Below are 20,762 nucleotides of genomic sequence, written 5' to 3' on the forward strand. Positions count from 1 at the left end.
TCCACTGCAACCTCCCTACTGGCTCTTTCTCCGATACAATGTCAGAAACTTGGCAAGCGCCGGATCGTCCGTCCACGTAACTGGAACTCGTTCGTACTCTGCGATGCTATCGAACAACGTTCCGAAAATCACGACGTATTGCGGTTGCCGTACGAGTACGTAACCCAGATCGAATTTCTCATGTCCGGGCGTGCCGGTCCCCAAGGTCGGTACTGCAAGCCGTCCGATGTGCAAGTCATTGATGCCGAACATGTCCACTGCCGGCAGATCGGAAAAGTACGGTACTTGCCCTGCGGCGTCTACCGCGATCAACGTCCCCGGCGGCACGTTCGCTTTAAGCCACCGCCCCATTGTCTCACGTGCGAGCGTTGCCTTGCCTGCGTCGAAACTCTTGATGTAGATGCCATACTCGCCCATCCACGACGAAGCCAATATTATCAACAGAATTAGTGCAGTTATCCCCAAACCCGCGACCCAGGATGAGCGTAGTTGTCCCCATTTATCCACAATCCATCGCCAGATTTCCACAACTCCGGTGGAAAGCACCAGGTAGAACAATGGCATCAACGGCGCAAAGAATCGTCCGACCGACCAATCGCCGCCGACGTAAACGATGTAGGCGCAGTACGGCGCGATGAGCGCGATGAAGTAGGTTAGCCAGAAAAGCCGGGAGCTCCAAAATTTTCTTCCTGCCGTCTTATGTAACGAATTAATAAGTGCCGCAAGCGCCGGTAGCAGGATAATCCAACTGAGGTGCACGCCGACAAACTGGGACAGGTGTCGCCAGCCGCGTTCGATTTGCGCGGCGGGTCCCGACGCGGAGACCTTGGCGTGGAACGAGTTAGGTAAGAGCGATTTGAAATACCACCAGCGTCCCAGCCAGTACGGCACGAAAATCATCGCGAAGGTTGCGACGCGCGCGACATCGCGCCCGGTGAACAAGCGCCGCTCGGCGAGAATGCGCCACGCGGCTTGATGCGCGACCGTGATCGCGAACACCAGCAGTCCCTCCGGGCGCGTCATCCCGGCGAGCGCGAAGAAAATGCCGCTGAGTGGGAAATTTTGGACGCGAATGAACGCGGATGTGCGCGGATTTTCGTTCTTTGATTGAGACGCTCTGTCCAAGTTGTTTTCGCGCACATAGAGCCACGCGCCGGCGAAAATCAGAAAACCGAACAGCGGCGTCTCGAGTCCGCTGACCGACCACAGCACGAACGAGCCATCCGCGGCAAGCAAACCCGCGGCAAGCAAGCCGACACCGCGCGGCGCGTCAACTGTTTTCGCAAATTGCACGACGAGCCACATCGTCGCGAGCGCGAACAGCGCGCCGAGCACCATACTCGCGCGACCGACATCCGCGTGAATGCCTTCGAGCGGAATCATCGCGACCGTCCACAAAAAGTTGGTGAACCCTTCGACGCGCTCGCCGGGATTGAACACCAGCCCGATGCCGCGCACCGCGTTCTGCGCGTATCGAAACGAAATGAACGCGTCGTCCACCGCGTCGTAACCGAGGACGACAAAATAGAAAACCGCGTGCGCGACGAAGACGCCCATCGCGAGCGCGAGCCACAAGGAGTTTCGTTGTTTCATCGCGCCGATTATACCGCGAGTGAATCGAATCCCCAACTTTATTTGACCCCGCACACGTGTTCTGTTATAATTCTCGCCGATGATGAAACAAACAGAAAACAAACCGCTCGGCGTGATCGAAATTCTCTCCGGCGGATTCGCGATGATCGTGCGCCGACCGTGGGTGTTGCTCATTCCGATCGCGCTCGATCTCTTTTTGTGGTTCGGTCCGTCTATCACCGCCGAGCCGGTGTTGCGTCCGCTTTTTTCGTCGCTCAGTCTGCCGGCGGGAATGACCGCGGATGCGGCGAAAAATTTTGACGAACTGAAACACGCGTTGGAAACCGGCACGGCGCACTTTAATGTCTTTACGTTCCTCACGTTGCTCGCGTTCGGTATGCCGAGTCTCGTCGGCGCGGTGGATGCAGAGAGCGCCTGCATTCCCGCGCGCGCGACCTGGCTAACGCTCAACAACGGCGTCGGGTTGTTTGCGCTCGCCGTCGTGCTCGTCCTCGTCGGCGTTCTGCTCGCGAGCGTATATCTCGAAGCGGTCGCGCGCGGTGTGCGGCGCGAGTCCGGCGGCGCGTTGGTCGGACGCGCGGTCAAAGCGTGGTTAAATGTGCTCGCGTTGCTCGTACTCGGCTTGCTCGCGTTCATGGTCTTGATGATTCCGTTCTCGATCATCGCGGTGCTCGCGAGTTTGATCAATCAAGGTGTGGGCGCGTTTGTGTTAATGCTAGGCATGGTCATTCTTTTGTGGACGGCGCTCTATCTTGCGTTTACGATCCCCGCGATTTTTGTCGGCGGATTGAACGTGCGGCAAGCCGCGCTCAACAGCATCGCGATTTTTCGGTTCAATGGACGCTCGGCGCTCATTCTGCTGTTCTTGATCTATTTGCTTCAGATCGGATTCGCGGTCGTCTGGGAGAATTTATTGGTCAATGTGTGGGGCTTGGCATTCGATATTGTCGCCAACGCGTTTTTGGGCAGCGGGTTGATCGCGGCGGTGATGCTGTTTTACTACGACCGCGTGAATTGGCTCGCGCAGTGGCAAGCCCAGGCGCGCAAAGCGGCGACGCCGCCGGTCAAGAGTTAGGATTCATTCAGTCATTGCGAGGGCGAAGCCCGAAGCAAGCGACCCCTCCCAACCCGCCCCTTACAAAGGGGAGGGCTAGGTTGGGGTTGGTGATTGCTTTGCCGCTGTGCGGCTCGCAATGACATCAAAGGTTTGTTATGGCTAAAAAAGTTCAAGAGAACGAATTAGAAAATATGCCGGTGGAAACCTACGACGCTTCCAAGATCACGGTGCTCGAAGGTCTCGAAGCGGTCCGCAAGCGTCCTGGGATGTACATCGGCTCGACGGATGTGCGCGGCTTGCATCACCTAGTCTTTGAAGTGGTGGACAATGCGATTGACGAGGCGCTCGCCGGCATGTGCGATCGCATTGACGTTAAGATTGATAAAGATAACATCGTCACCGTGATTGATAATGGGCGCGGTATCCCCGTGGACATTCACGCGCAGACCGGCAAATCCGCGCTCGAAGTCGTGATGACGAAATTGCACGCCGGCGCGAAATTCGGACAAGGCGGGTACAAGGTTGCCTCCGGTTTGCACGGCGTCGGCGTCAGCGCGGTCAACGCGCTCTCGGAATGGTTCGAATCCACAGTGCGCCGCGACGGCAAACTATATCGGCAAACGTACAAGCGCGGTGCGCCGCAAGCGGATGTGAAACAGGTCGGCAAATATCCGGCGGACGAACGCAGCGGCACGATTCAACGGTTTTATCCCGACAAACAAATTTTCAAAACGATTGATTACAAGTTCGACGTGTTGGCGCAGCGTTTTCGTGAGATGGCGTTCCTCACGCGCGGCTTGACGATCGCGTTTCGCGATGAACGCGAAGATCGCGAAATGACCTTTTACTTTGAAGGCGGCATCACCTCCTTCGTCCGTTACCTGAACAAGAACCGCACGGGGATCCACACGCCGTTTACGGTGGCGCGCCAAGTCAACGGGTCGCAAGTTGAAATCGCGGTGCAGTACACCGACGGGTATGGCGAATCGGTTTACACGTTCGCGAACAACATCAACACGGTGGATGGTGGGACGCATCTCACCGGTTTTCGCTCGGCGTTGACGCGCACGTTGAACGATTACGCGCGCAAAGCCAACTTGCTCAAAGAGAGCGACCCCAATCTTTCGGGCGACGATGTGCGCGAAGGGCTTACGGCGATTCTCTTGGTGAAACTCGAAGAGCCGCAGTTCGAATCGCAAACGAAAGCGAAACTGGGCAACGCCGAAGTCAAGACCCAGGTCGAGTCGGTGTTCACCGAAGCGTTCGGCGCGTTTCTCGAAGAGCACACGCGCGAGGCGAAAGAGATCGTGCAAAAGTGTCTCACGACCGCGCGCGCGCGCGAAGCCGCGCGCCAGGCGCGCGATCTGGTCATTCGCAAGAGCGCGCTCGAATCGCTGTCACTCCCCGGCAAACTCGCGGACTGTTCCGAAAAAGACCCAGAGAAAACCGAGTTGTACCTCGTGGAAGGCGACAGTGCCGGCGGCTCGGCTAAGCAAGGACGCGACCGCAAGTTCCAAGCGATCTTGCCTCTGCGCGGCAAGATTATGAACGTCGAGAAAACGCGGCTCGACAAAATGTTACAGAACGAAGAAATCCGCGCGATGATCACGGCGATTGGCACCGGGGTGGGTAACGGATTCGATCTCAAAAATCTGCGTTACTCGCGCATCATCTTGATGAGCGATGCGGATGTAGACGGTTCGCACATTCGCACGCTGTTACTTACCTTTTTCTTCCGTTACATGGAAGGGTTGGTTTCGCACGGACATCTTTACATCGCGCAGCCGCCGCTCTATCGCGTCAAGGTCGGCAAAGAGGAGCAGTACGTTTTTGACGACAAGGATTTGGACGCGCTCAAGAAAAAGACCAAGAGCGACAAGATGGACATTCAACGCTACAAAGGTCTGGGCGAGATGAATCCCGCGCAGTTGTGGGAAACGACGATGAATCCGGAGAATCGTACGCTGTTGCAGGTGAACGTCGAGGACGCGGCAGAGGCGGATCGCACATTCGATATGCTGATGGGGAGTGAAGTCGCGCCGCGCAAGCGATTCATTCAAACGCACGCGAAGAGTGTAAGAAACTTGGATGTGTAAGCATCCCAGGGACGTTTCCTAAAAACGACGAACTGTTCGGGTGCCAATGTGACCCCGTTCGATTCGAGTAGGTGGTTTGCCTGCTCAGGTCGTACCTGGGCGGGCAATTGTGTTTTGCCTACGCTCTGATTTGACAGACGTTGGTTTGTAGTGTATAAACATATTAACCCCCGCCGTTAATACTTTTTTATAGGGGTTTTTAGTGAAAATCCTCTTTCAAAACGATCGGCTCCGCAAAGAATTCAACAATAGCAGATTGCTGGTCAAACGCTATGGCGCGATCCAAGCCAAACTCATTCAGCGGCGTCTTGCCGAGATACACGCCGCTGATCGCTTGGAGGATTTGCGCTCACTGCCGCAAGCGCGTTATCACCAATTGAGGGAAAATCGCGCTGAACAAATCTCCGCTGACGTAGAGTATCCGTACCGTCTAATTTTTGTCTGCGCGAATGATCCTGTACCACGCAACCCTGATGGCGGGTTGGATTGGACACGTGTCACAGCGATTGTGATTATTGGCGTGGAGAATACGCATGATTAAACAATTACAAAATCAATTCATCCCTGACTATGCCACTCCCCCCGGCGACACGTTGCTCGAAACGATTCAGGCGCTTGGGATGAACCAAGCCGAACTGGCAAAACGCACTGGTCGCCCGCTCAAAACCGTCAACGAAATCATCAAAGGCAAAGTCGCGATTACGCCTGAAACGGCTTTGCAATTGGAGCGCGTGCTGGGTGTGCCTGCCGGCTTTTGGAACAATCTCGAACGCAATTATCGCGAATCTCTCGCGCGCCTTGATGAGCAAGAACGTTTGCAAAAGCAGTTGGCTTGGCTCAAACAGATTCCGGTCAAAGCAATAGCTAAACTCGAATGGTTTGCCGCGTTCGATGATCCCGTTCAGCAATTCCAAGCTGTCTTGCGGTTTTTTGGCGTGGCGTCGCCCGATCAATGGGAAAACCTTTGGGGCAAGCCGGCTGCCGCGTACCGTCAATCCCGCGCGTTTCAGAGTGATCCCGGCGCGGTGGCGGCGTGGCTTCGCAAAGGCGAGCTGGACGCACAACAAATTCCTTGCCAAGCGTATGATGCCGCCAAGTTTCAAGCCGCGCTGAGTCACGCGCGTGCGTTGACGACTGCCGCGCCCGAAGAGTTTTGTCCCGCACTAACGCGGATGTGCGCGAATGCTGGCGTCGCGGTCGTTTTCGTGCCGGAACTCCCCAAAGTGAGAGTGAGCGGCGTCACACGTTGGCTCTCGCCAGACAAGGCGCTCATTCAACTGAGTTTGTTTTACAAACGCGATGACCAACTCTGGTTCACCTTCTTCCACGAAGCGGGACACATCGTCTTGCACGGCAAACGTGACGTGTTTCTTGAAGAGGATACGTTGACCGACGACAAAGAAAACCAGGCGAACGATTTTGCGGCAAATTTATTGATTAGTCCGGCCGACTGGGAACGATTCATCCAAGCCGGTTCGTACCGCACTAAAACCGCCATCCAAGAATTTGCGGATGAAGTTGGAATTGCCCCAGGCATTGTCGTCGGACGGTTGCAACACGATGGACATTTGCCGCACAGTCATTGCAACGATTTGAAACGCCGCTTGGTGTGGATCTGATCAAGACCCGAAGGGTTTTCGCGAAGTGAACCCTTCGGGTCTGTGCGCTACTATGACCCAAAAAACAATATCTGCTTGGCGCACCATCCGCTTTGGCGACGTGATGCGGAATGTCCAAGTTGACGCCGAACCGCAATGAGCGGTTTGGAACAATATGTTGCGGGCGAGTATATGGACACGGATAATTTACGCATTCGTCGATGGGGTAAAATTGGCGACGGTTGTTTTGATCCCGTGGTGCTCCGCAAATTTGTGTAAAGTCACGTGCTATACGGTTCACGACGCACATTGCTCAAGCATCAACTGCACACTGGCCAGGAATTGTTCGGTCGTGCATTTGCGTATGTGAGGAAGTATTATTAAAACTTGGGGCGAAGCATTTGAAAAATGCTTCGCCCTGTTTTTATTTCACGGCAACCACTTGATTTCTATTTCATTCGCTAACACATCATTCGCCTTGAGGACGAGTTCGTCGTTTTGCCGTAGCGCATCCACTTCGTCCGGCGAAATCGGTCTACCCTGGAATTCGCGCGCGCGGTCCGAAACGCTAATCAAACACTTCAGTCGGCAATCGGGGCACGCGTACAGCCACACGTATTCGTTAGCCAATTTACGCCCTTCGACAAAATGGAGCGGACGCGGTCGCGATTTGGGACACTGGGTCGCTGGCGGCGGCGCTTTCGCCAAGATGACATTGCAGATTTGTTTGACCTCGTCTTCACCGGGAAAAATGATGCCAACCGCGCCCAGGTCGCGAAAGCGCGATGCCTTTGGATGCATCGTCGTCACGCCGATAATGCGCGCGTCCGGCTTGTAGGCGCGCAAGAGACCCGCACCTTCGACGCCGCCCATCTTTTTGCCAAAGTTGCTGTAGCAAACGAACACGTCATAGTCCAGCGTCGAGTCCAGCAAATCTTCCATGTACCGGTAGGCGAGCACCTCTACGTTGCGATAGCCGAGGACGCGGAGACGATAACTGACGCCGCGTGCGAGCAACTCGCGCGCGGGCGGATACGTGTTATTGGCAATAGCCACTTTCATGTGCGATCCCCTTCCGTGGTTTCAGTATAACGCATCACGCACACGCGCGTCAATTTTGGCAAGATGAAAAATAGGACGCGGATGAACGCGGATTTTTTTCTTATCCGCGAAAATCCGCGTTCATCCGCGTCCAAATAGTTCTGGTATTATTCGATCTTGTGATTGATCGCTCCACGCAACTCGGCGATGAACTCGCGCGCGGCTTGAATCGCGTTGCCATTGCCAATCTTGTTCACGAGCGCACTGCCCACGATCACCCCGTCCGCGATCTGCGCGACCTGCCGCGCCGATTCCGCATTCGCGATGCCGAATCCCACGCAGACCGGTTTCGAGGTGATCGCGCGCACCCGCGCAACGAAACTCGACAGATCGGCGGCGAGTTGCGCGCGTGCGCCGGTCACGCCAACGACCGACACGAGATACACAAAGCCGCGCGTTGCCGCCGCGATTTTTTGCAAACGTTCCGGTGTGCTCGTCGGCGCGGCGAGAAAAATCAATGCGAGGTCGTGCGCGCGCGTCGCCGCATCGAACGCGCCAGCTTCTTCGGGCGGCAAGTCGGGCACGATGAGTCCATCTACGCCGGCGTTTTGCGCGTCGCGCGCGAATGCAGCGATGCCGTAACGCAGAATCGGATTCGCGTACCCCATCAAGATGAGCGGAATCGTCACGCCTGCATCGCGCGCCGCGCGCGCCATCGCCAAACATTTCGCGAGCGTGACGCCGTTCTTCAGCGCAACCTGGGTCGCGTGTTGAATCACCGGACCATCCGCGAGCGGATCGCTGAATGGTACGCCGAGTTCGATCATGTCCGCACCCGCGTCGGCGATCACGCGAATCAAGTCCTGGGATTCCTCCACCGTCGGATAGCCGAGCGGCAAGTACGGCATCAGCGCGGCGCGCTGCTGTGTTCCTAGTTCGACAAATTTTTCTTCAATCCGATTCATGTCTCAACTCCGATATTCACTGTTCATTGTTCACCGCTCGCCGACATCACCGTTTGCAAATCCTTGTCCCCGCGCCCGGACAAATTTACCAACACGATTTCATCGCGAGGCATTTCGCGCGCGCGCTTGATCGCTTCGGCGACCGCGTGCGCGGATTCGAGCGCGGGCAAGATGCCTTCGAGCCGCGCGAGTTGGTGAAACGCGTTGAGCGCCTCGTCGTCGGTCGCGTACGTGTAGCCGACGCGTTCGGTGTCGAACAGGTGCGCGTGTTCGGGACCGACCGCCGGATAATCCAAACCGGCGGAAACCGAATGCGTCGCGCGCACCTGACCATCGTCGTCTTGCAGAACGTAGGTGTACGTCCCGTGCAAAACGCCCGGGCGCGCCTCGGCGAAACGCGCGGCGTGTTTGCCGGACGCGATGCCGAGTCCGCCGGCTTCGACGCCGATCATCGCGACGTCGTCGTCGCGGAACGCGTGAAAGAGACCGATCGAGTTCGAGCCGCCGCCGACGCACGCGATCAACAAATCGGGTAGACGTTTTTCGGTCGCGAGCATTTGGGCGCGCGCCTCGTGACCGATGACCGCTTGAAACTCGCGCACCATCGTCGGGTACGGATGCGGACCGAGCGCCGAGCCGAGCAAATAGTGCGTCGTCTGCACGTTCGTCACCCAATCGCGAATCGCTTCGTTGATCGCATCCTTTAAGGTGGCGCTGCCCGCGTCCACGCCGCGCACCTCCGCGCCGAGCAACTTCATGCGATACACATTTGGCGCTTGACGGCGCATATCTTCGGTCCCCATGTAAACGATGCACTCCAGACCCAGCATCGCACAGACCGCCGCGCTCGCGACGCCGTGTTGTCCCGCGCCGGTCTCGGCGACGATGCGTGTCTTACCCATTCGCTTGGCGAGCAGACCTTGCCCGAGCGCGTTGTTGATTTTGTGCGCGCCGGTGTGCGCGAGGTCTTCGCGTTTCAAATAAATTTTTGCGCCGCCGCAAAATTCGGTGAGGCGCGACGCAAAATACAATGGCGTCGGTCGTCCGGTAAAATGCGCGGACAAATCCACAAATTGATTTTGAAACGCGTCATCCATGCGCGCGGCGTTGAACGCGTCATCCAATTCTGCCAGCGCCGCCATCAAAGTTTCGGGCACGAACTGCCCGCCGTACTCTCCGAATCGTCCGATCATTAAATTCCTCCGTCAATTTTTGCCGCGCGAATAAACTCGCGCACCTTGGCGTGATCCTTCAGTCCCGGCGCGCGTTCGACGCCCGACGAGACATCCACGCCCCAGGGTCGCACGCGTTGAATCGCGTCCGCGACATTCTCCGCGTTCAATCCGCCGGCGAGCAACAACGGAAACTCGCGCGCGATAATTTCCGCGATCTCCCAGTCCGCGCGCGTGCCCGTTCCGCCGAATTGTCTTGCGTCGAACGCGTCCACGAGCAACGCCGGCGTGTTACCGTTCACCGCCGCGCGATACATTTCGATTTGAGCGCGCGCGTACAAGGCATCGCGCGGGCGCAATGCCTTGTACGCGCGCGGCGACAACGCGCGCACCATCGCGGCGGATTCGTCGCCGTGCAGTTGCGCGAAATCGAGCCGCGCCGTTCCCATCGTCGCGCGAACTTGTTCGAGCGAATCGTTCACGAACACACCGACAAAACGAACGGCAGGTGACGCGTGGCGAACGCGCTGAACAATTTCACGCGCGCGTTCCGGCGCGATATAGCGCGGCGATTTCGCGTAAAAGATAAAGCCGAGCAAATCCGCACCCGCGTCCGCCGCGACGCGCGCATCGTCCAGGTTCGTGATTCCACAGATTTTGATTTGAGCCATAAGCAAAATGTAAACAGGTAAACAAGGAAACAAGGAAACTTGTTTACCTGTTTACTTGTTTCCGCCTTTCCCTATTTCCTTGCTTACCGGCACTTGCGTCAATTCTTTCACCCTTGCCGCGATCTCTCCCGCGCGCACCAACGCCTCGCCGACGAGGACTGCGCGTGCGCCAGCGTGTGCCGCGCGCGAGACATCCTCGCGCGTGAACACGCCGCTCTCCGCGACGACGATTTTATCGGATGCGATTTTCGGCGCGAGTCGTTCGGTTGTCGCGAGGTCAACCGTGAAATCGGCGAGGTTGCGATTGTTGATGCCGATCACACGCGCGTTCGCCGCGACCGCGCGTGCGAGATCGCGTTCGTCGTGAATCTCGACGAGCGTGCCCAGTCCCAGGTCGCGCGCGCACGCGAGGTACTCGCGCAACTGCGTGTCGCCGAGCACGCGAACGATGAGCAGGATCGCGTCCGCGCTCGCGGCGCGCGATTCGAAAATCTGGTACGCGTCCACCGTAAAATCTTTGCGGAGGACAGGCACACTCACTGCCGCGCGCACCGCGCGCAAATCGTCGAGCGAGCCGTGAAAGTACTTTTCGTCCGTGAGCACCGAAATCGCGGACGCGCCATTTTCGGCGTACACGCGCGCGAGCGCGACTGGGTCGGCAATCGCGTTCAACGCGCCGCGCGACGGTGACACGCGTTTGATTTCAGCGATGAGCGCGATGGTGTCGCGTTGCAGTGCGCCCGCGAAATCGCGCGGGGGTGGCGTCGCTTCGGCGCGCGCGCGGATTTCGGAGAGCGGTACGCGTTGCTTTAGCGCGTCCACTTCCTGGCGCTTGTGCGCGATGATGTCGTCAAGAATCATTTTGTTTTTGTCCCATTAACTCACGTTACACGGTTTTGTCATTTCGACGAGCGAAGCCAGGAGAAATCGCGAATCGGAGTGGAGATTTCTCGCTTCGCTCGAAATGACAGTATGAAAAAATCCGCGTTCATCCGCGTTCGTCCGCGTCCTATTTTTACATCGCGAAATCCTGGCTCATTGAAACCAACCCATCGAGTGCGCGTTGCGCCGCGCCGGAATCAATCGCGGTGTTGGCGCGTGCGAGACCATCGCGTAAATCGCGCGCTTTGCCCCCGGCAACGAGCGCGGCGGCGGCGTTGAGCATGACGACATCGCGTTTTGCGCCGCGCTCTTCACCCGCGAGAATCGCCCGCGTGATCTGCGCGTTCTCAGCCGGCGTGCCGCCGCGCAAATCGTCGCGCGTTGCGCGCGGCAGACCCAGGTCGCGCGCGTCCAATTCTTCATTGCGAATCGCGCCGTTGTCGAATCGCGCAACGTGATTCATGCTGGTCGTCGTCAGTTCGTCGAGACCGTCCGCGCTGTGAAACACAAACGCGGCGCGTACGCCGAGCGCGTGCAGAACGCGCGCCATCGTCGTCGTGAGCCGCGCATCGTACACGCCAACAATTTGCGCGGGCGTGCGCGCGGGATTCGTGAGCGGACCTAGGATGTTGAACACGGTGCGAATGCCCAATTCCTTGCGCACGGGCGCGACATTCTTCATCGCGGGATGCAATTTCTGCGCGAACAAAAATCCGATGCCGACGCGATCAATGCACTGCGCGACCTGTTCGGGCGTGAGGTTGAGATTGACGCCGAGTGTTTCGAGCAAATCCGCGCTGCCGCTCTGCCCGGAGACCGCGCGATTGCCATGTTTGGCGACGCCCAACCCCGCGCCGGCGATCACGAACGCGGCGGTCGTCGAAATGTTGAACGTGCCGGCTTTGTCGCCGCCGGTGCCCGCCGTGTCCACCAGGTCGGTGCGTTGCGGTTTGACCGCGATCGCTTTTTCGCGCATCACGCGTGCGCAACCGGTGATTTCGTCCACGGTTTCGCCTTTCGCGCGCAACGCGGTGAGGAATGCCGCCATCTGCGCCTGGGTCGCGGCGCCGTCCATGATTTCGTTCATCACGCTTGCGGACTCGTCGTGCGAGAGATCTTGCCGCTCGATCAGTTTGGCGATAGATTCGCGAATCATTGTGCACCTCGATTCAAAAAGTTTTTCAAAATTTGTTTGCCGTGCTGGGTCAGCACGCTTTCGGGATGGAACTGTACACCTTCGAGCGGAAACTGTTTGTGGCGAATGCCCATCACTTCGCCTTCTTGCGTGTGCGCGGTGACGCACAATTCGTCGGGTAGCGGGTCTTGCACGATGAGCGAGTGATAACGTCCCGCCTCGAAGGGATTGGGAACGCCGGCAAAAATGCCGCGCCCGTCGTGATAAATCGCGGACGTTTTGCCGTGCATCAAGCGCGGCGCGCGCGTGACGTTGCCGCCGAACGTCGCCCCGATGCACTGATGACCCAGGCACACACCCAGGATCGGCACGGTGCGATGGAAATCACGAATTACCGCGTTCGAAATGCCGCCTTCGCTCGGATTGCCGGGACCGGGCGAGATGACGATGTGCGAGGGCGCGCGCCGCGCAATATCGCCGAGAGTCACTTGGTCGTTGCGAAACACTTGCAACTCTGCGCCAAGTTCGCCCAGGTATTGCACGAGGTTGTAGGTGAACGAATCATAGTTATCAATGACGAGAATCATGGGAATGCCTCCTGTGGGACAAGTTTCCAACTTGTCCACCCAATGATAAAGCAAATTGGAAATTTGCTTTACGATTCCGCGATTTCGATGGCACGCGTGAGCGCGCGCGCCTTGTTTTCACATTCGCGATGCTCGCCGAGCGGATCGGAATCCGCGACGATGCCAGCGCCGGCTTGGACGAACGCGTGCTTGCCGCGCTGAACGATGGTGCGAATCGTGATGCAAAAATCCATATTGCTCTTGCCCGCAACCGGAAAACCGAAATAACCAACCGCCCCGGCGTACGGTCCGCGTCGTGTCCCTTCAAGGTCTTCGATGATTTCCATCGCGCGAACCTTGGGCGCGCCCGAAACCGTCCCCGCCGGGAAGGTCGCACGAAGCAGATCGAACGCGCTGAACTCGCGGCGCAACTTGCCGACGACGCGCGAGACGATGTGCATCACGTGCGAGAATCGCTCGACGGTCATGTACTGCGGAACCTGCACCGAGCCGTACTCGCACACGCGACCCAGGTCGTTGCGACCCAGGTCTACCAACATCACGTGCTCGGCGCGTTCCTTGGGATCGTTGCACAACTCAGTTTCGAGCCGCGCGTCCTCGGCTTCGTCCTTGCCGCGGCGACGTGTGCCCGCAATCGGATTCAGTTGCGCGATATCGTCTTCGAGCCGCACGAGCACTTCGGGCGACGACCCGATGAATTGCAGATCGCGGAAATCGAGCAAGAACATGTACGGCGATGGATTCAATCGGCGCAGGGCGCGATAAATCGAAAACGCGTCCGCTTCAGTTTCGCGCGAAAAACGTTGCGACAAGACAACCTGGAAAATATCGCCCGCCGCGATGTGTTCTTGCGCGCGGCGCACCATCGCGGCGAATTGGTCGGGTGTGACGTTCGATTGCAACGCGTGTCCATTGGGCGCGGGCGCAGTATCCGATGTTGGAACCGGGCGATTCAACCGCGCGACGATATTCTCGATACGCGCGACGGCGTCGTCGTACGCGGCGCGCGCGCTCCCGCGCTCCGCGACATGCGCGTTCGCGATGACGAGCGTACGATGCTTGACCTGATCGAACGCGATGAGCGTGTCGGTCAGCAAGAAAATCGCGTCCGGCAGATCGAGTTCATCGCGCGCGGTGCGCGGCAAGCGTTCGATGTAGCGCACGATGTCGTACGACAGGAATCCGACCGCGCCGCCGAAAAAGCGCGGTAGACCTGGGATTGTGACCGCGTGATACGGCGCGAGAAAATCGCGCAACGCGTTCAGCGGGTCGTCGGCATCGAACGTCGTTTCCGCGCGCGTGTGATCGCGCAGCGTGACGCGCCCCTCGCGTACGGTGATGACGCGCGACGGATTGACGCCGATGAACGAATAGCGCGCCAGTTGTTCGCCACCCTCGACCGATTCGAGCAAGAACGAGGCGTACTCATCGCGTAGTTTAAGGTAGACCGACACGGGTGTTTCCATGTCCGCGTTGAGTTCGCGATAAACCGGGATGAGATTGCCCTGGCTGGCGAGCGATTCGAATTCGCTAAAGCTGGGATATGTCATTGCGACCTCCTTTTGAATTTCTGAAAAATAAAAACCTCTCGTCCGTTGCGCGTATAGATACGCAACAAGGGACGAGAGGTTGCTTGGCTCCCGTGGTGCCACCCTGATCGAGACTGGCGAGACATTGAGTTGTATGTCTCGATAAAATAAAACGTGCGTTTCGTGATGAAACGAAACGCACGAGCCAGTCTCACTCTGTGGAAACGCATTTAGAAGTTGGAGGTTAGAAGTTGGAGGTCGGGACTTGGATTCTCGATGTTTCAATCCAATTTCCAAACTCCAACTTCTAATCTCTAATTTCTAAAATCAATTTCCTCTGCCACGATAACGGGGGCGATTTCCGTCCACGCATACTGGGCGTTTGCCGTTCAGCGGGAGACTCATCGGTCCATTCGCCGTTTTCGGAAATATCAATCTCACACCAACTCGATTGACTCTCTGAATTTCGTCTGACGAGTACTCGTCCGAATCATTGTCTTTCAGTGGCAAACATATACCACAAAAAAACGCGGCTGTCAATTCGCGCGCGCGCGATATTGCCGCAACACGTCAAAGCCGACGAGCCGTTGTGCTTGCTCGTCCCACAAATGCAGATGTACGCATTTGAGACTCTCTAGGAAAGTGAGCGGCGGAATTTGAAATGCCGGATTATTCTTGTGACACTTGGGCAAAAGATAATTCGGCACACGCGGGCTAAGGTGGTGGATGTGATGAAAGCCAATGTTTCCGCTGAACCATTGCAGAATCGCGGGGAGTTTGTAGAACGAACTGCCTTGCATTCCCGCGCGCACAAAACTCCACGCGTCCTGACGATCCCAGTAGACGTTCTCGAATTGGTGTTGAACGTAGAACATCCACAACCCAATCGCCGAGGCGACGACCATAATTGGCAGTTGGATAAGCACGTAACGTTCCCAGCCGATCAACATGCTCAACCCCAAAGCAATGGCGAACACCGCAAGGTTGGTATAGAGCACGCTCAGGCGTTCGCGTTTGCCGGAGTTGGGTGTGGCAAAACGATGTAAGACCAGGAACGTAAACGATGCCCCAACCGTGAACAAGAACAGAGGATTACGCATGACCCGGTATCCCACGCGCTTGTACCATGGGGCGGTAAGATACTCGCGCACGGTCATCGTTGGTACATCGCCGGTGCCGCGTTTGTCGAGATTGCCGGCGGTCGCGTGGTGAATCGCGTGGTCGTGTCGCCAACGATAGAACGGCGTGAAGGTGATGAATCCCAGCAGTACGCCGAGTGATTCGTTCGCGCGGTTGGATTTGAAGAACGCTCCGTGACAGCAATCGTGGAAGATGATAAACGCGCGGATGAGCAGACCTGCGGCGGGAATCGCGAGAAGCAGGGTCAGCCAGTACGCGATGTCCACACTCCAGATCATCACTGCCCACAGCGCGAGATACGGCGCGAGCGTGTTGACGATCTGCCAAAGACTGCGACCCAGTTGCGGTTCCGTGTAGGGCGCGATCATTTCTTTCCAATTTAGTTTTTCGAACTCCACTTGCATACTCACTCCTATCGCTTGGCTTGAGAGCAACTCCCAAACCGATGGTTTTTGGTTAACCCGATGCGCCTTCATCATACTCGCGCATTATGCCAAGCGCAAGTGCCCACGCGCGTGCAAGCGTGCTTGACGTATGGCACTACTAGCCTTATAATGTTGACGAAGTTGAGTTTTTTCTCTTGGCGGAATGTTTTAACATGGCTTGGGATGCCGCGCGCCGCGAGCAGGTAGTAGACGACCTAGTAAAACGCATTGGCGAAGCGGACATGGTTGCGCCGGCGCTTTTATTCTTGACGATCCACCAACCATGGGCATTCGTCGGCGCGCAGTTGGTGTGGTTCGCCCAGCCCTTGCTGCGTCTTGGTTTGAACGATGCGGAGGTGCGGCATCTCGCGCAGTTGCTCGAAGATCGCACGGGCGTTCAGATGCTGATAGACCGACTCGAAACGCTATCCTCCACGTCGCGCTGACGCGCGTTCGCGGGAGCGATTGAATGGAAACACTGCTCAGTCTTTTGCAATCCACGATTGGAACAGACCAAGCGCGCCAACTCGTTCTGTTCCTTCTTTTTCTCCCCCTCTTTGCTTTCGCATATTGGGCGGTCAAACGCGGCATGGTCATTTCGCTGCGCGCGATTCCGGGCTATGCCGCGCTCACGCAATTGCTCACTCAGTCTGCCGAGACCGGTCGCCCGGTGCATTTGTCGCTTGGCATCAGCGGCATCGCGGACGCGTTCACCGCGGATACGATGGCGGGCTTGACGACGCTCGAATACGTCGCCGAGCGCGGCGTCATCAGCGAAGCGCCGCCGATTGTCACCGTCGCGAATCCGACCGCGCTCCCCGCGGCGCAGGATGTGTTGCGCCGTACCTATACGCGGCACGGTTACGCCGAAGAGTACGATCCGGCGCGCGCGCGTTTTATCGCGCCGAACGGCGCGCTCAACAGCGCGACGCCCGTCGCGCCCGGCAGTGGTTTTGCCTACGCCGCCGGCGCGATGCAAACGCTCACCCAACACAAGTTGACCGCGAATGTCATGCTCGGACGATTCGGCGACGAGTTTCTTTTGCTCGGCGAAACCGGCGCGCAACGCGGTTTGCCGCAGGTCGGCGGCACGAGTGCAGAGCGCGTGCTGCCGTTCGTGCAATCTACAGTAGATAACCCCTTGCTCGGCGAAGAGATTTACGCCAGCGGCGCGTATCTCCTTAAAAAACCGGCGCACCTCAGCAGTCTGCTCGCGCAAGATATTGCGCGCGGGTTGTTGGTTCTCGGGATCATCGTCGCGGTGCTGATGAAAACGATAGGATTGTTCTAACGATGAAGTGGCTGGCGACCGCATTTGCGATTAGCGTGGGCTTGATCGTTCTGCTCGATTATTTTTTCGACCACCCCTTGTTGAACGGTTTGGGCGAAGTGTTTCGCGAGTGGGCGATTGTGCTTACCGCGTTCGCGTTGTTGCTCGGTCTGTTCAATCTGTTTTTCGTTCACGCGCTTCGCATCGTGCGCCGCAACGAGCCGGGCGTGTTCTACAGCATCGTCGTCGTCGTGACGACGCTCGGCGTGCTTCTGCTTGGTTTGTGGTTTGATATTCCGAGCAATGAGATGAACTGGATTTTCAACAACCTTTATCTCCCACTCCAAAGCGCGTTTTTTGCGTTAACCGCGTTCTTCCTCGCGACCGCCGCGTATCGCGCGTTACGCGCGCGTAATTTCGAAACGACCTTGATGTTGCTCGCCGCGGTCGTCGTGTTTCTTGGTCAATTGCCGTTCCTGACCGTGCTGGAAGATTTCCGCGAATGGGTGTTGCGCGTGCCTAGTCAAGCCGGCGTCCGCGGCATTCTCCTCGGCGTTGCCATTGGCACGATTGCCACCGCGTTGCGTTTACTCGTCGGCATGGATCGCCCGTACAGCGAATAAATTACGATGGTATATTGTTCTCACTGCGGAACTCAAAATCGAGATGGTAGTAAATTCTGCAATCACTGCGGCGCGCGCCTGGTTCCGCAGTCGGGTTTAGTTTGCCCGATGTGCAGTACGCCGAATCCGGTCGAGAACGTATTTTGCTTCAAGTGCAACGCGCGGCTTGTGCCGATGACCGCGCCGCCTCCCGAAGAAAAACCGGCGAGTCCGCCGCCGATCAAAGGTTTATCGCTCCCCGCGAAATTGGAACCAGCGGCGGAAGAACCGGTCACGCCGGAAGAAACCGATGCGTCTGCCGCGATTCCACCCAGCGAACCGGCGCTGGCAAATTCGGATGTGCCGGATTGGTTGGCGCATCCATCCGTGACGCCAGCCCCGACGAACGAAGCGCCCGCGCCGACCAGCGATGAGCCAGATTGGCTCGCGCGTTTGCGCGCCTCTGCGCCGCCGGCGGAAGAAACCACCGATGCCAGTCCGGCTCAGGTTTCCAGTTGGCTTGAATCGGCGGAAGCGCCGCCGGCAGAAACACCCGCGCCGCCCAGCGAATCTGGGTCGAGCGCGTCCGTACCCGCGTGGCTCGACAATTTGCGCGCGGAAGAACCTGCGGCAGCGGAACAACCGAGCGCGTCCACTCCGCCAACCGAAAATGAAGAGCCGAGTTGGATGAGCCAACTGCGCGCCTCGGCGGCGCAAGCACCTGTGCCAAGCGAACCGGACGCGGGCGTACCCGATTGGCTCCAGTCAGCCGGCGCAACGCCCTCCGTGCCCGCTGAAGCGCCCGCGATCCCGTCCGCGTCCATCGAAGAACCGGATTGGCTCAAGCCAATGGCTGGCGAAATTCCGGTGGCACCCTCCGTGGATGAAGACGTGCCGGATTGGTTGCGGTCGGTCGCGCCATCTGCGCCGACTGCGCCACCGCCATCACCGCCGATGCCACCGATGCCACCGATGCCACCGACACCAACCGAACAAGAAGAATTGTCGGACGAAGAATGGTTGCGGCGCATTCAATCCGGTGAAGGAATTCAGATTCCTTTGCCGTCCGGGTTGCCGCGTGCGCCCACACAACCATTCGCCGAAGAAGAAATTCCAGACTGGTTGCGTTTTGCCGCCCCGTCTGCCAAGCCCGAACCGATCTTGGGCGAAACGCCGGCGCGTCCGATTGAGCCAGCCCAGCAAGTGCCCGAGTGGATTGCCGTACTCAAACCGGCGGATGCCGCACCCGGTTTCGACCTGGGCGAAGGCGAGCCAATCGAAACCGTTGGACCGATTGCAGGATTGCGCGGCGTGTTGCCGCTCGCTAACGCGATTGCCGAGCCGCACACGTTGAGCGCCGCGCAGACCGCATCGCCCTTGCCGCGGCGGAGCGGCGCGCACCTCTTCGAATCTATTCTCGCCACACCGGTCGCACCGACCACCGTGCCGGTCGTCAAAAAAGCGCGCGCGTTCTCGGTCTCGCGCTGGTTGGTTTATTTAACCTTGCTCGTCGCGTTGTTCGTGCCGCTCGTCCTGCCGCCGGATTTGTCGAGCGCGACGCTACCGATCACGCGCACGCCCGCGCGTGAATTTTTCGAAACGCTCGACAAACTTGCGACCCCGAACGCGACGGTGGTGCTCGCGTTCGAGTACGAGCCGGGCATGGCGGGCGAAATGGATTTACAGGCGCGCGCGCTCGCGCGTTATCTTGCCGGCAAACGCGTCAAGGTCGCGGCGCTCTCGACGTTCGAGACCGGTCCACAGATCGCACAACGTGTGCTCGATTCTGTCGTGAGCAAGGGTGCGTACGAGTACGGCACGCAGATGGTCAACCTGGGTTATTTCCCTGGCAACGAAGTCGCGCTCGCGAATCTCGCGACGGCGAAATTTTCGGCGGACAACCTGGATTGGCGCGATCGCAAGTCGTTGCGTCCGTTCCTCGAAACATCGCGCATTACGAGTTTGAATGATGTCGCGCTCGTGATCGTGCTTGCCGGCAACGACGACGCGCTCAAGATGTGGATGGAGCAAGTGCAACCCCGCGGCGTCAAAATCGCGGCGGGTGTCAGCGCGGGCGTCGAGCCGCGCGCGCGCGCGTATCGGTCCGCGAATCAAATCGTCGCGATGATGGCGGGGTTGACCGGCGCGGCGCAATTCGAGATTTTGACCGGCAAGCCGGGTGCGGCGGTCGTTAGCGCGGGCGCGCAAAACGCGGCGGTCGTTTTGTTGGTGCTCGTCATCGTCGTCGGGAATATCATGTTTTTGTTCTCACGCGCGCGGACGCGGAGCGAAAAGAAATGAGTGATCCCATCGGCGCGTTGGTCGGCGTAATTCTGACCTTGCTGGTGTTTAGTTATTTGCTGGGCGACACGCCGTTGTTCCGTTTGGCGCAAGCGCTTTTCGTCGGCGTGGCGGCGGGCTATGCCGCGACGGTCGCGATCTATCTTGTGCTGTGGCTCAAGTTGTTCAAGCCGCTCTCCGAAGATCCGAACGGAAAATGGATTTACTTTTTCCCGCTCGCGCTTGGTATTTTACTCTTTGCGAAATTACGCGCGACCTGGGCGCCGATTGGAAATCTGCCGATTGCGTTTCTGTTCGGCGTGGGCGGCGCGCTCGCGATTGGCGGCGCGCTTGGCGGCACGCTCGTCCCGCAACTCAGCGCGACGATTGTTTCGCTTGCGCCTTCGCAAGGTCTCGAGACGCTTGTCAACAACGCGTTCCTCGTGATTGGCACGATAGGCGCGTTCCTCTCGTTCCGTTTCATCGTGCCAGCGAAAACCTCCGGGTTGCGCGCGTTCGATACCGTAGCACGTGGTTGGGGACGCGTCGGACGTTGGTTCATCTTTGTTGCGTTCGGCGCGATTTTCGCCGGGATCGCCGTGTCACGTCTAGCGATTCTGATTGATCGTGTTTCCTTTTTGCTCATGCTCGGCGCGCGCTAATTGAACCGTTTTGCAATCTCAAATCTCAAATCTCAAATCCTAAATCCTAAATTCCAA

At 58.0% G+C, this 20,762-nt stretch carries 19 protein-coding genes; 9 read left to right on the forward strand and 10 right to left on the reverse strand.

Going from position 1 to position 20,762, the window contains the following annotated elements; genetic code table 11:
* Window positions 1–15 precede the first annotated feature (15 nt).
* On the reverse strand, window positions 16–1,593 hold the full coding sequence (locus HY868_15240) for a hypothetical protein (protein MBI5303487.1): 1,578 nt from the start codon (window positions 1,591–1,593) through the stop codon (window positions 16–18).
* Window positions 1,594–1,672: 79 nt separating this feature from the next.
* On the opposite strand from HY868_15240, the gene HY868_15245 reads away from it, so the two are divergent.
* From HY868_15245 to HY868_15260, 4 genes are all read left to right on the forward strand, one after another.
* Window positions 1,673–2,668: a hypothetical protein gene (locus tag HY868_15245; protein MBI5303488.1), complete on the forward strand. Its 996-nt coding sequence runs from the start codon at window positions 1,673–1,675 to the stop codon at window positions 2,666–2,668.
* A 137-nt stretch (window positions 2,669–2,805) separates the two neighbouring features.
* The gene (gyrB, locus tag HY868_15250) at window positions 2,806–4,746 is read left to right on the forward strand and encodes a DNA topoisomerase (ATP-hydrolyzing) subunit B (GenBank protein ID MBI5303489.1); all 1,941 of its coding nucleotides are present in this window, start codon (window positions 2,806–2,808) and stop codon (window positions 4,744–4,746) included.
* 202 nt (window positions 4,747–4,948) lie between these two features.
* A complete protein-coding gene (locus tag HY868_15255) occupies window positions 4,949–5,287 on the forward strand; it encodes a type II toxin-antitoxin system RelE/ParE family toxin (GenBank protein MBI5303490.1) in 339 nt (112 codons plus the stop codon).
* Entirely contained in the window at window positions 5,280–6,365 is a 1,086-nt protein-coding gene (locus HY868_15260) for a HigA family addiction module antidote protein (GenBank protein MBI5303491.1), read from the forward strand. Before HY868_15255 ends, HY868_15260 begins: the two co-directional genes overlap by 8 nt.
* Before the next feature lie 408 nt (window positions 6,366–6,773).
* Here the strand turns inward: HY868_15260 and HY868_15265 are convergent, their stop codons facing one another.
* The 9 genes from HY868_15265 to HY868_15305 form a co-directional block, all read right to left on the reverse strand.
* Entirely contained in the window at window positions 6,774–7,406 is a 633-nt protein-coding gene (locus tag HY868_15265) for a hypothetical protein (protein MBI5303492.1), read from the reverse strand.
* A gap of 146 nt (window positions 7,407–7,552) precedes the next feature.
* Window positions 7,553–8,350, reverse strand: coding sequence for a tryptophan synthase subunit alpha (locus HY868_15270; protein ID MBI5303493.1), 798 nt, complete (start codon window positions 8,348–8,350; stop codon window positions 7,553–7,555).
* Window positions 8,351–8,373: 23 nt separating this feature from the next.
* Entirely contained in the window at window positions 8,374–9,543 is a 1,170-nt protein-coding gene (gene trpB / locus HY868_15275; GenBank protein ID MBI5303494.1) for a tryptophan synthase subunit beta, read from the reverse strand.
* Window positions 9,543–10,193 carry a phosphoribosylanthranilate isomerase gene (locus tag HY868_15280; protein ID MBI5303495.1) on the reverse strand — a complete coding sequence of 217 codons (651 nt, stop codon included), beginning with the start codon at window positions 10,191–10,193 and terminating at the stop codon, window positions 9,543–9,545. The genes trpB and HY868_15280 overlap by 1 nt, the downstream gene beginning before the upstream one ends.
* Window positions 10,194–10,244: 51 nt before the next feature.
* Window positions 10,245–11,054 (reverse strand): indole-3-glycerol phosphate synthase TrpC, encoded by an 810-nt coding sequence (gene trpC / locus HY868_15285; GenBank protein ID MBI5303496.1) that lies wholly within the window; start codon window positions 11,052–11,054, stop codon window positions 10,245–10,247.
* Between the two features lie 154 nt (window positions 11,055–11,208).
* Window positions 11,209–12,231, reverse strand: coding sequence for an anthranilate phosphoribosyltransferase (trpD, locus tag HY868_15290; protein MBI5303497.1), 1,023 nt, complete (start codon window positions 12,229–12,231; stop codon window positions 11,209–11,211).
* Window positions 12,228–12,797: an aminodeoxychorismate/anthranilate synthase component II gene (locus HY868_15295; GenBank protein MBI5303498.1), complete on the reverse strand. Its 570-nt coding sequence runs from the start codon at window positions 12,795–12,797 to the stop codon at window positions 12,228–12,230. Before HY868_15295 ends, trpD begins: the two co-directional genes overlap by 4 nt.
* 68 nt (window positions 12,798–12,865) lie before the next feature.
* Complete coding sequence (gene trpE, locus HY868_15300; protein MBI5303499.1) at window positions 12,866–14,347, reverse strand: anthranilate synthase component I; 1,482 nt, start codon at window positions 14,345–14,347, stop codon at window positions 12,866–12,868.
* A gap of 515 nt (window positions 14,348–14,862) precedes the next feature.
* Window positions 14,863–15,870 (reverse strand): fatty acid desaturase, encoded by a 1,008-nt coding sequence (locus HY868_15305; protein MBI5303500.1) that lies wholly within the window; start codon window positions 15,868–15,870, stop codon window positions 14,863–14,865.
* A 194-nt stretch (window positions 15,871–16,064) separates the two neighbouring features.
* Between HY868_15305 and HY868_15310 the strand changes: the two genes are divergently transcribed.
* The 5 genes from HY868_15310 to HY868_15330 are packed head-to-tail and all read left to right on the forward strand — an operon-like array spanning window position 16,065 to window position 20,705.
* A complete protein-coding gene (locus tag HY868_15310; GenBank protein MBI5303501.1) occupies window positions 16,065–16,337 on the forward strand; it encodes a hypothetical protein in 273 nt (90 codons plus the stop codon).
* Window positions 16,338–16,360: 23 nt separating this feature from the next.
* Window positions 16,361–17,182 carry a hypothetical protein gene (locus HY868_15315; protein MBI5303502.1) on the forward strand — a complete coding sequence of 274 codons (822 nt, stop codon included), beginning with the start codon at window positions 16,361–16,363 and terminating at the stop codon, window positions 17,180–17,182.
* Window positions 17,183–17,184: 2 nt separating this feature from the next.
* Window positions 17,185–17,784, forward strand: coding sequence for a hypothetical protein (locus tag HY868_15320; protein MBI5303503.1), 600 nt, complete (start codon window positions 17,185–17,187; stop codon window positions 17,782–17,784).
* A gap of 6 nt (window positions 17,785–17,790) precedes the next feature.
* Complete coding sequence (locus HY868_15325; protein ID MBI5303504.1) at window positions 17,791–20,064, forward strand: zinc-ribbon domain-containing protein; 2,274 nt, start codon at window positions 17,791–17,793, stop codon at window positions 20,062–20,064.
* On the forward strand, window positions 20,061–20,705 hold the full coding sequence (locus HY868_15330; protein MBI5303505.1) for a hypothetical protein: 645 nt from the start codon (window positions 20,061–20,063) through the stop codon (window positions 20,703–20,705). Before HY868_15325 ends, HY868_15330 begins: the two co-directional genes overlap by 4 nt.
* The last annotated feature ends 57 nt before the right edge of the window (window positions 20,706–20,762 follow it).

It is taken from the genome of Chloroflexota bacterium (assembly GCA_016219275.1).
Taxonomy (GTDB): domain Bacteria; phylum Chloroflexota; class Anaerolineae; order UBA4142; family UBA4142; genus JACRBM01.

Coding starts and splice junctions, on each gene's coding strand:
- HY868_15240 (MBI5303487.1), bottom strand. CDS start 1,593: ATGAAACAACGAAACTCCTTGTGGCTCGCGCTCGCGATGGGCGTCTTC.
- HY868_15245 (MBI5303488.1), top strand. CDS start 1,673: ATGATGAAACAAACAGAAAACAAACCGCTCGGCGTGATCGAAATTCTC.
- gyrB (MBI5303489.1), top strand. CDS start 2,806: ATGGCTAAAAAAGTTCAAGAGAACGAATTAGAAAATATGCCGGTGGAA.
- HY868_15260 (MBI5303491.1), top strand. CDS start 5,280: ATGATTAAACAATTACAAAATCAATTCATCCCTGACTATGCCACTCCC.
- HY868_15265 (MBI5303492.1), bottom strand. CDS start 7,406: ATGAAAGTGGCTATTGCCAATAACACGTATCCGCCCGCGCGCGAGTTG.
- HY868_15270 (MBI5303493.1), bottom strand. CDS start 8,350: ATGAATCGGATTGAAGAAAAATTTGTCGAACTAGGAACACAGCAGCGC.
- trpB (MBI5303494.1), bottom strand. CDS start 9,543: ATGATCGGACGATTCGGAGAGTACGGCGGGCAGTTCGTGCCCGAAACT.
- HY868_15280 (MBI5303495.1), bottom strand. CDS start 10,193: ATGGCTCAAATCAAAATCTGTGGAATCACGAACCTGGACGATGCGCGC.
- trpC (MBI5303496.1), bottom strand. CDS start 11,054: ATGATTCTTGACGACATCATCGCGCACAAGCGCCAGGAAGTGGACGCG.
- trpD (MBI5303497.1), bottom strand. CDS start 12,231: ATGATTCGCGAATCTATCGCCAAACTGATCGAGCGGCAAGATCTCTCG.
- HY868_15295 (MBI5303498.1), bottom strand. CDS start 12,797: ATGATTCTCGTCATTGATAACTATGATTCGTTCACCTACAACCTCGTG.
- trpE (MBI5303499.1), bottom strand. CDS start 14,347: ATGACATATCCCAGCTTTAGCGAATTCGAATCGCTCGCCAGCCAGGGC.
- HY868_15305 (MBI5303500.1), bottom strand. CDS start 15,870: ATGCAAGTGGAGTTCGAAAAACTAAATTGGAAAGAAATGATCGCGCCC.
- HY868_15310 (MBI5303501.1), top strand. CDS start 16,065: ATGGCTTGGGATGCCGCGCGCCGCGAGCAGGTAGTAGACGACCTAGTA.
- HY868_15315 (MBI5303502.1), top strand. CDS start 16,361: ATGGAAACACTGCTCAGTCTTTTGCAATCCACGATTGGAACAGACCAA.
- HY868_15320 (MBI5303503.1), top strand. CDS start 17,185: ATGAAGTGGCTGGCGACCGCATTTGCGATTAGCGTGGGCTTGATCGTT.
- HY868_15325 (MBI5303504.1), top strand. CDS start 17,791: ATGGTATATTGTTCTCACTGCGGAACTCAAAATCGAGATGGTAGTAAA.
- HY868_15330 (MBI5303505.1), top strand. CDS start 20,061: ATGAGTGATCCCATCGGCGCGTTGGTCGGCGTAATTCTGACCTTGCTG.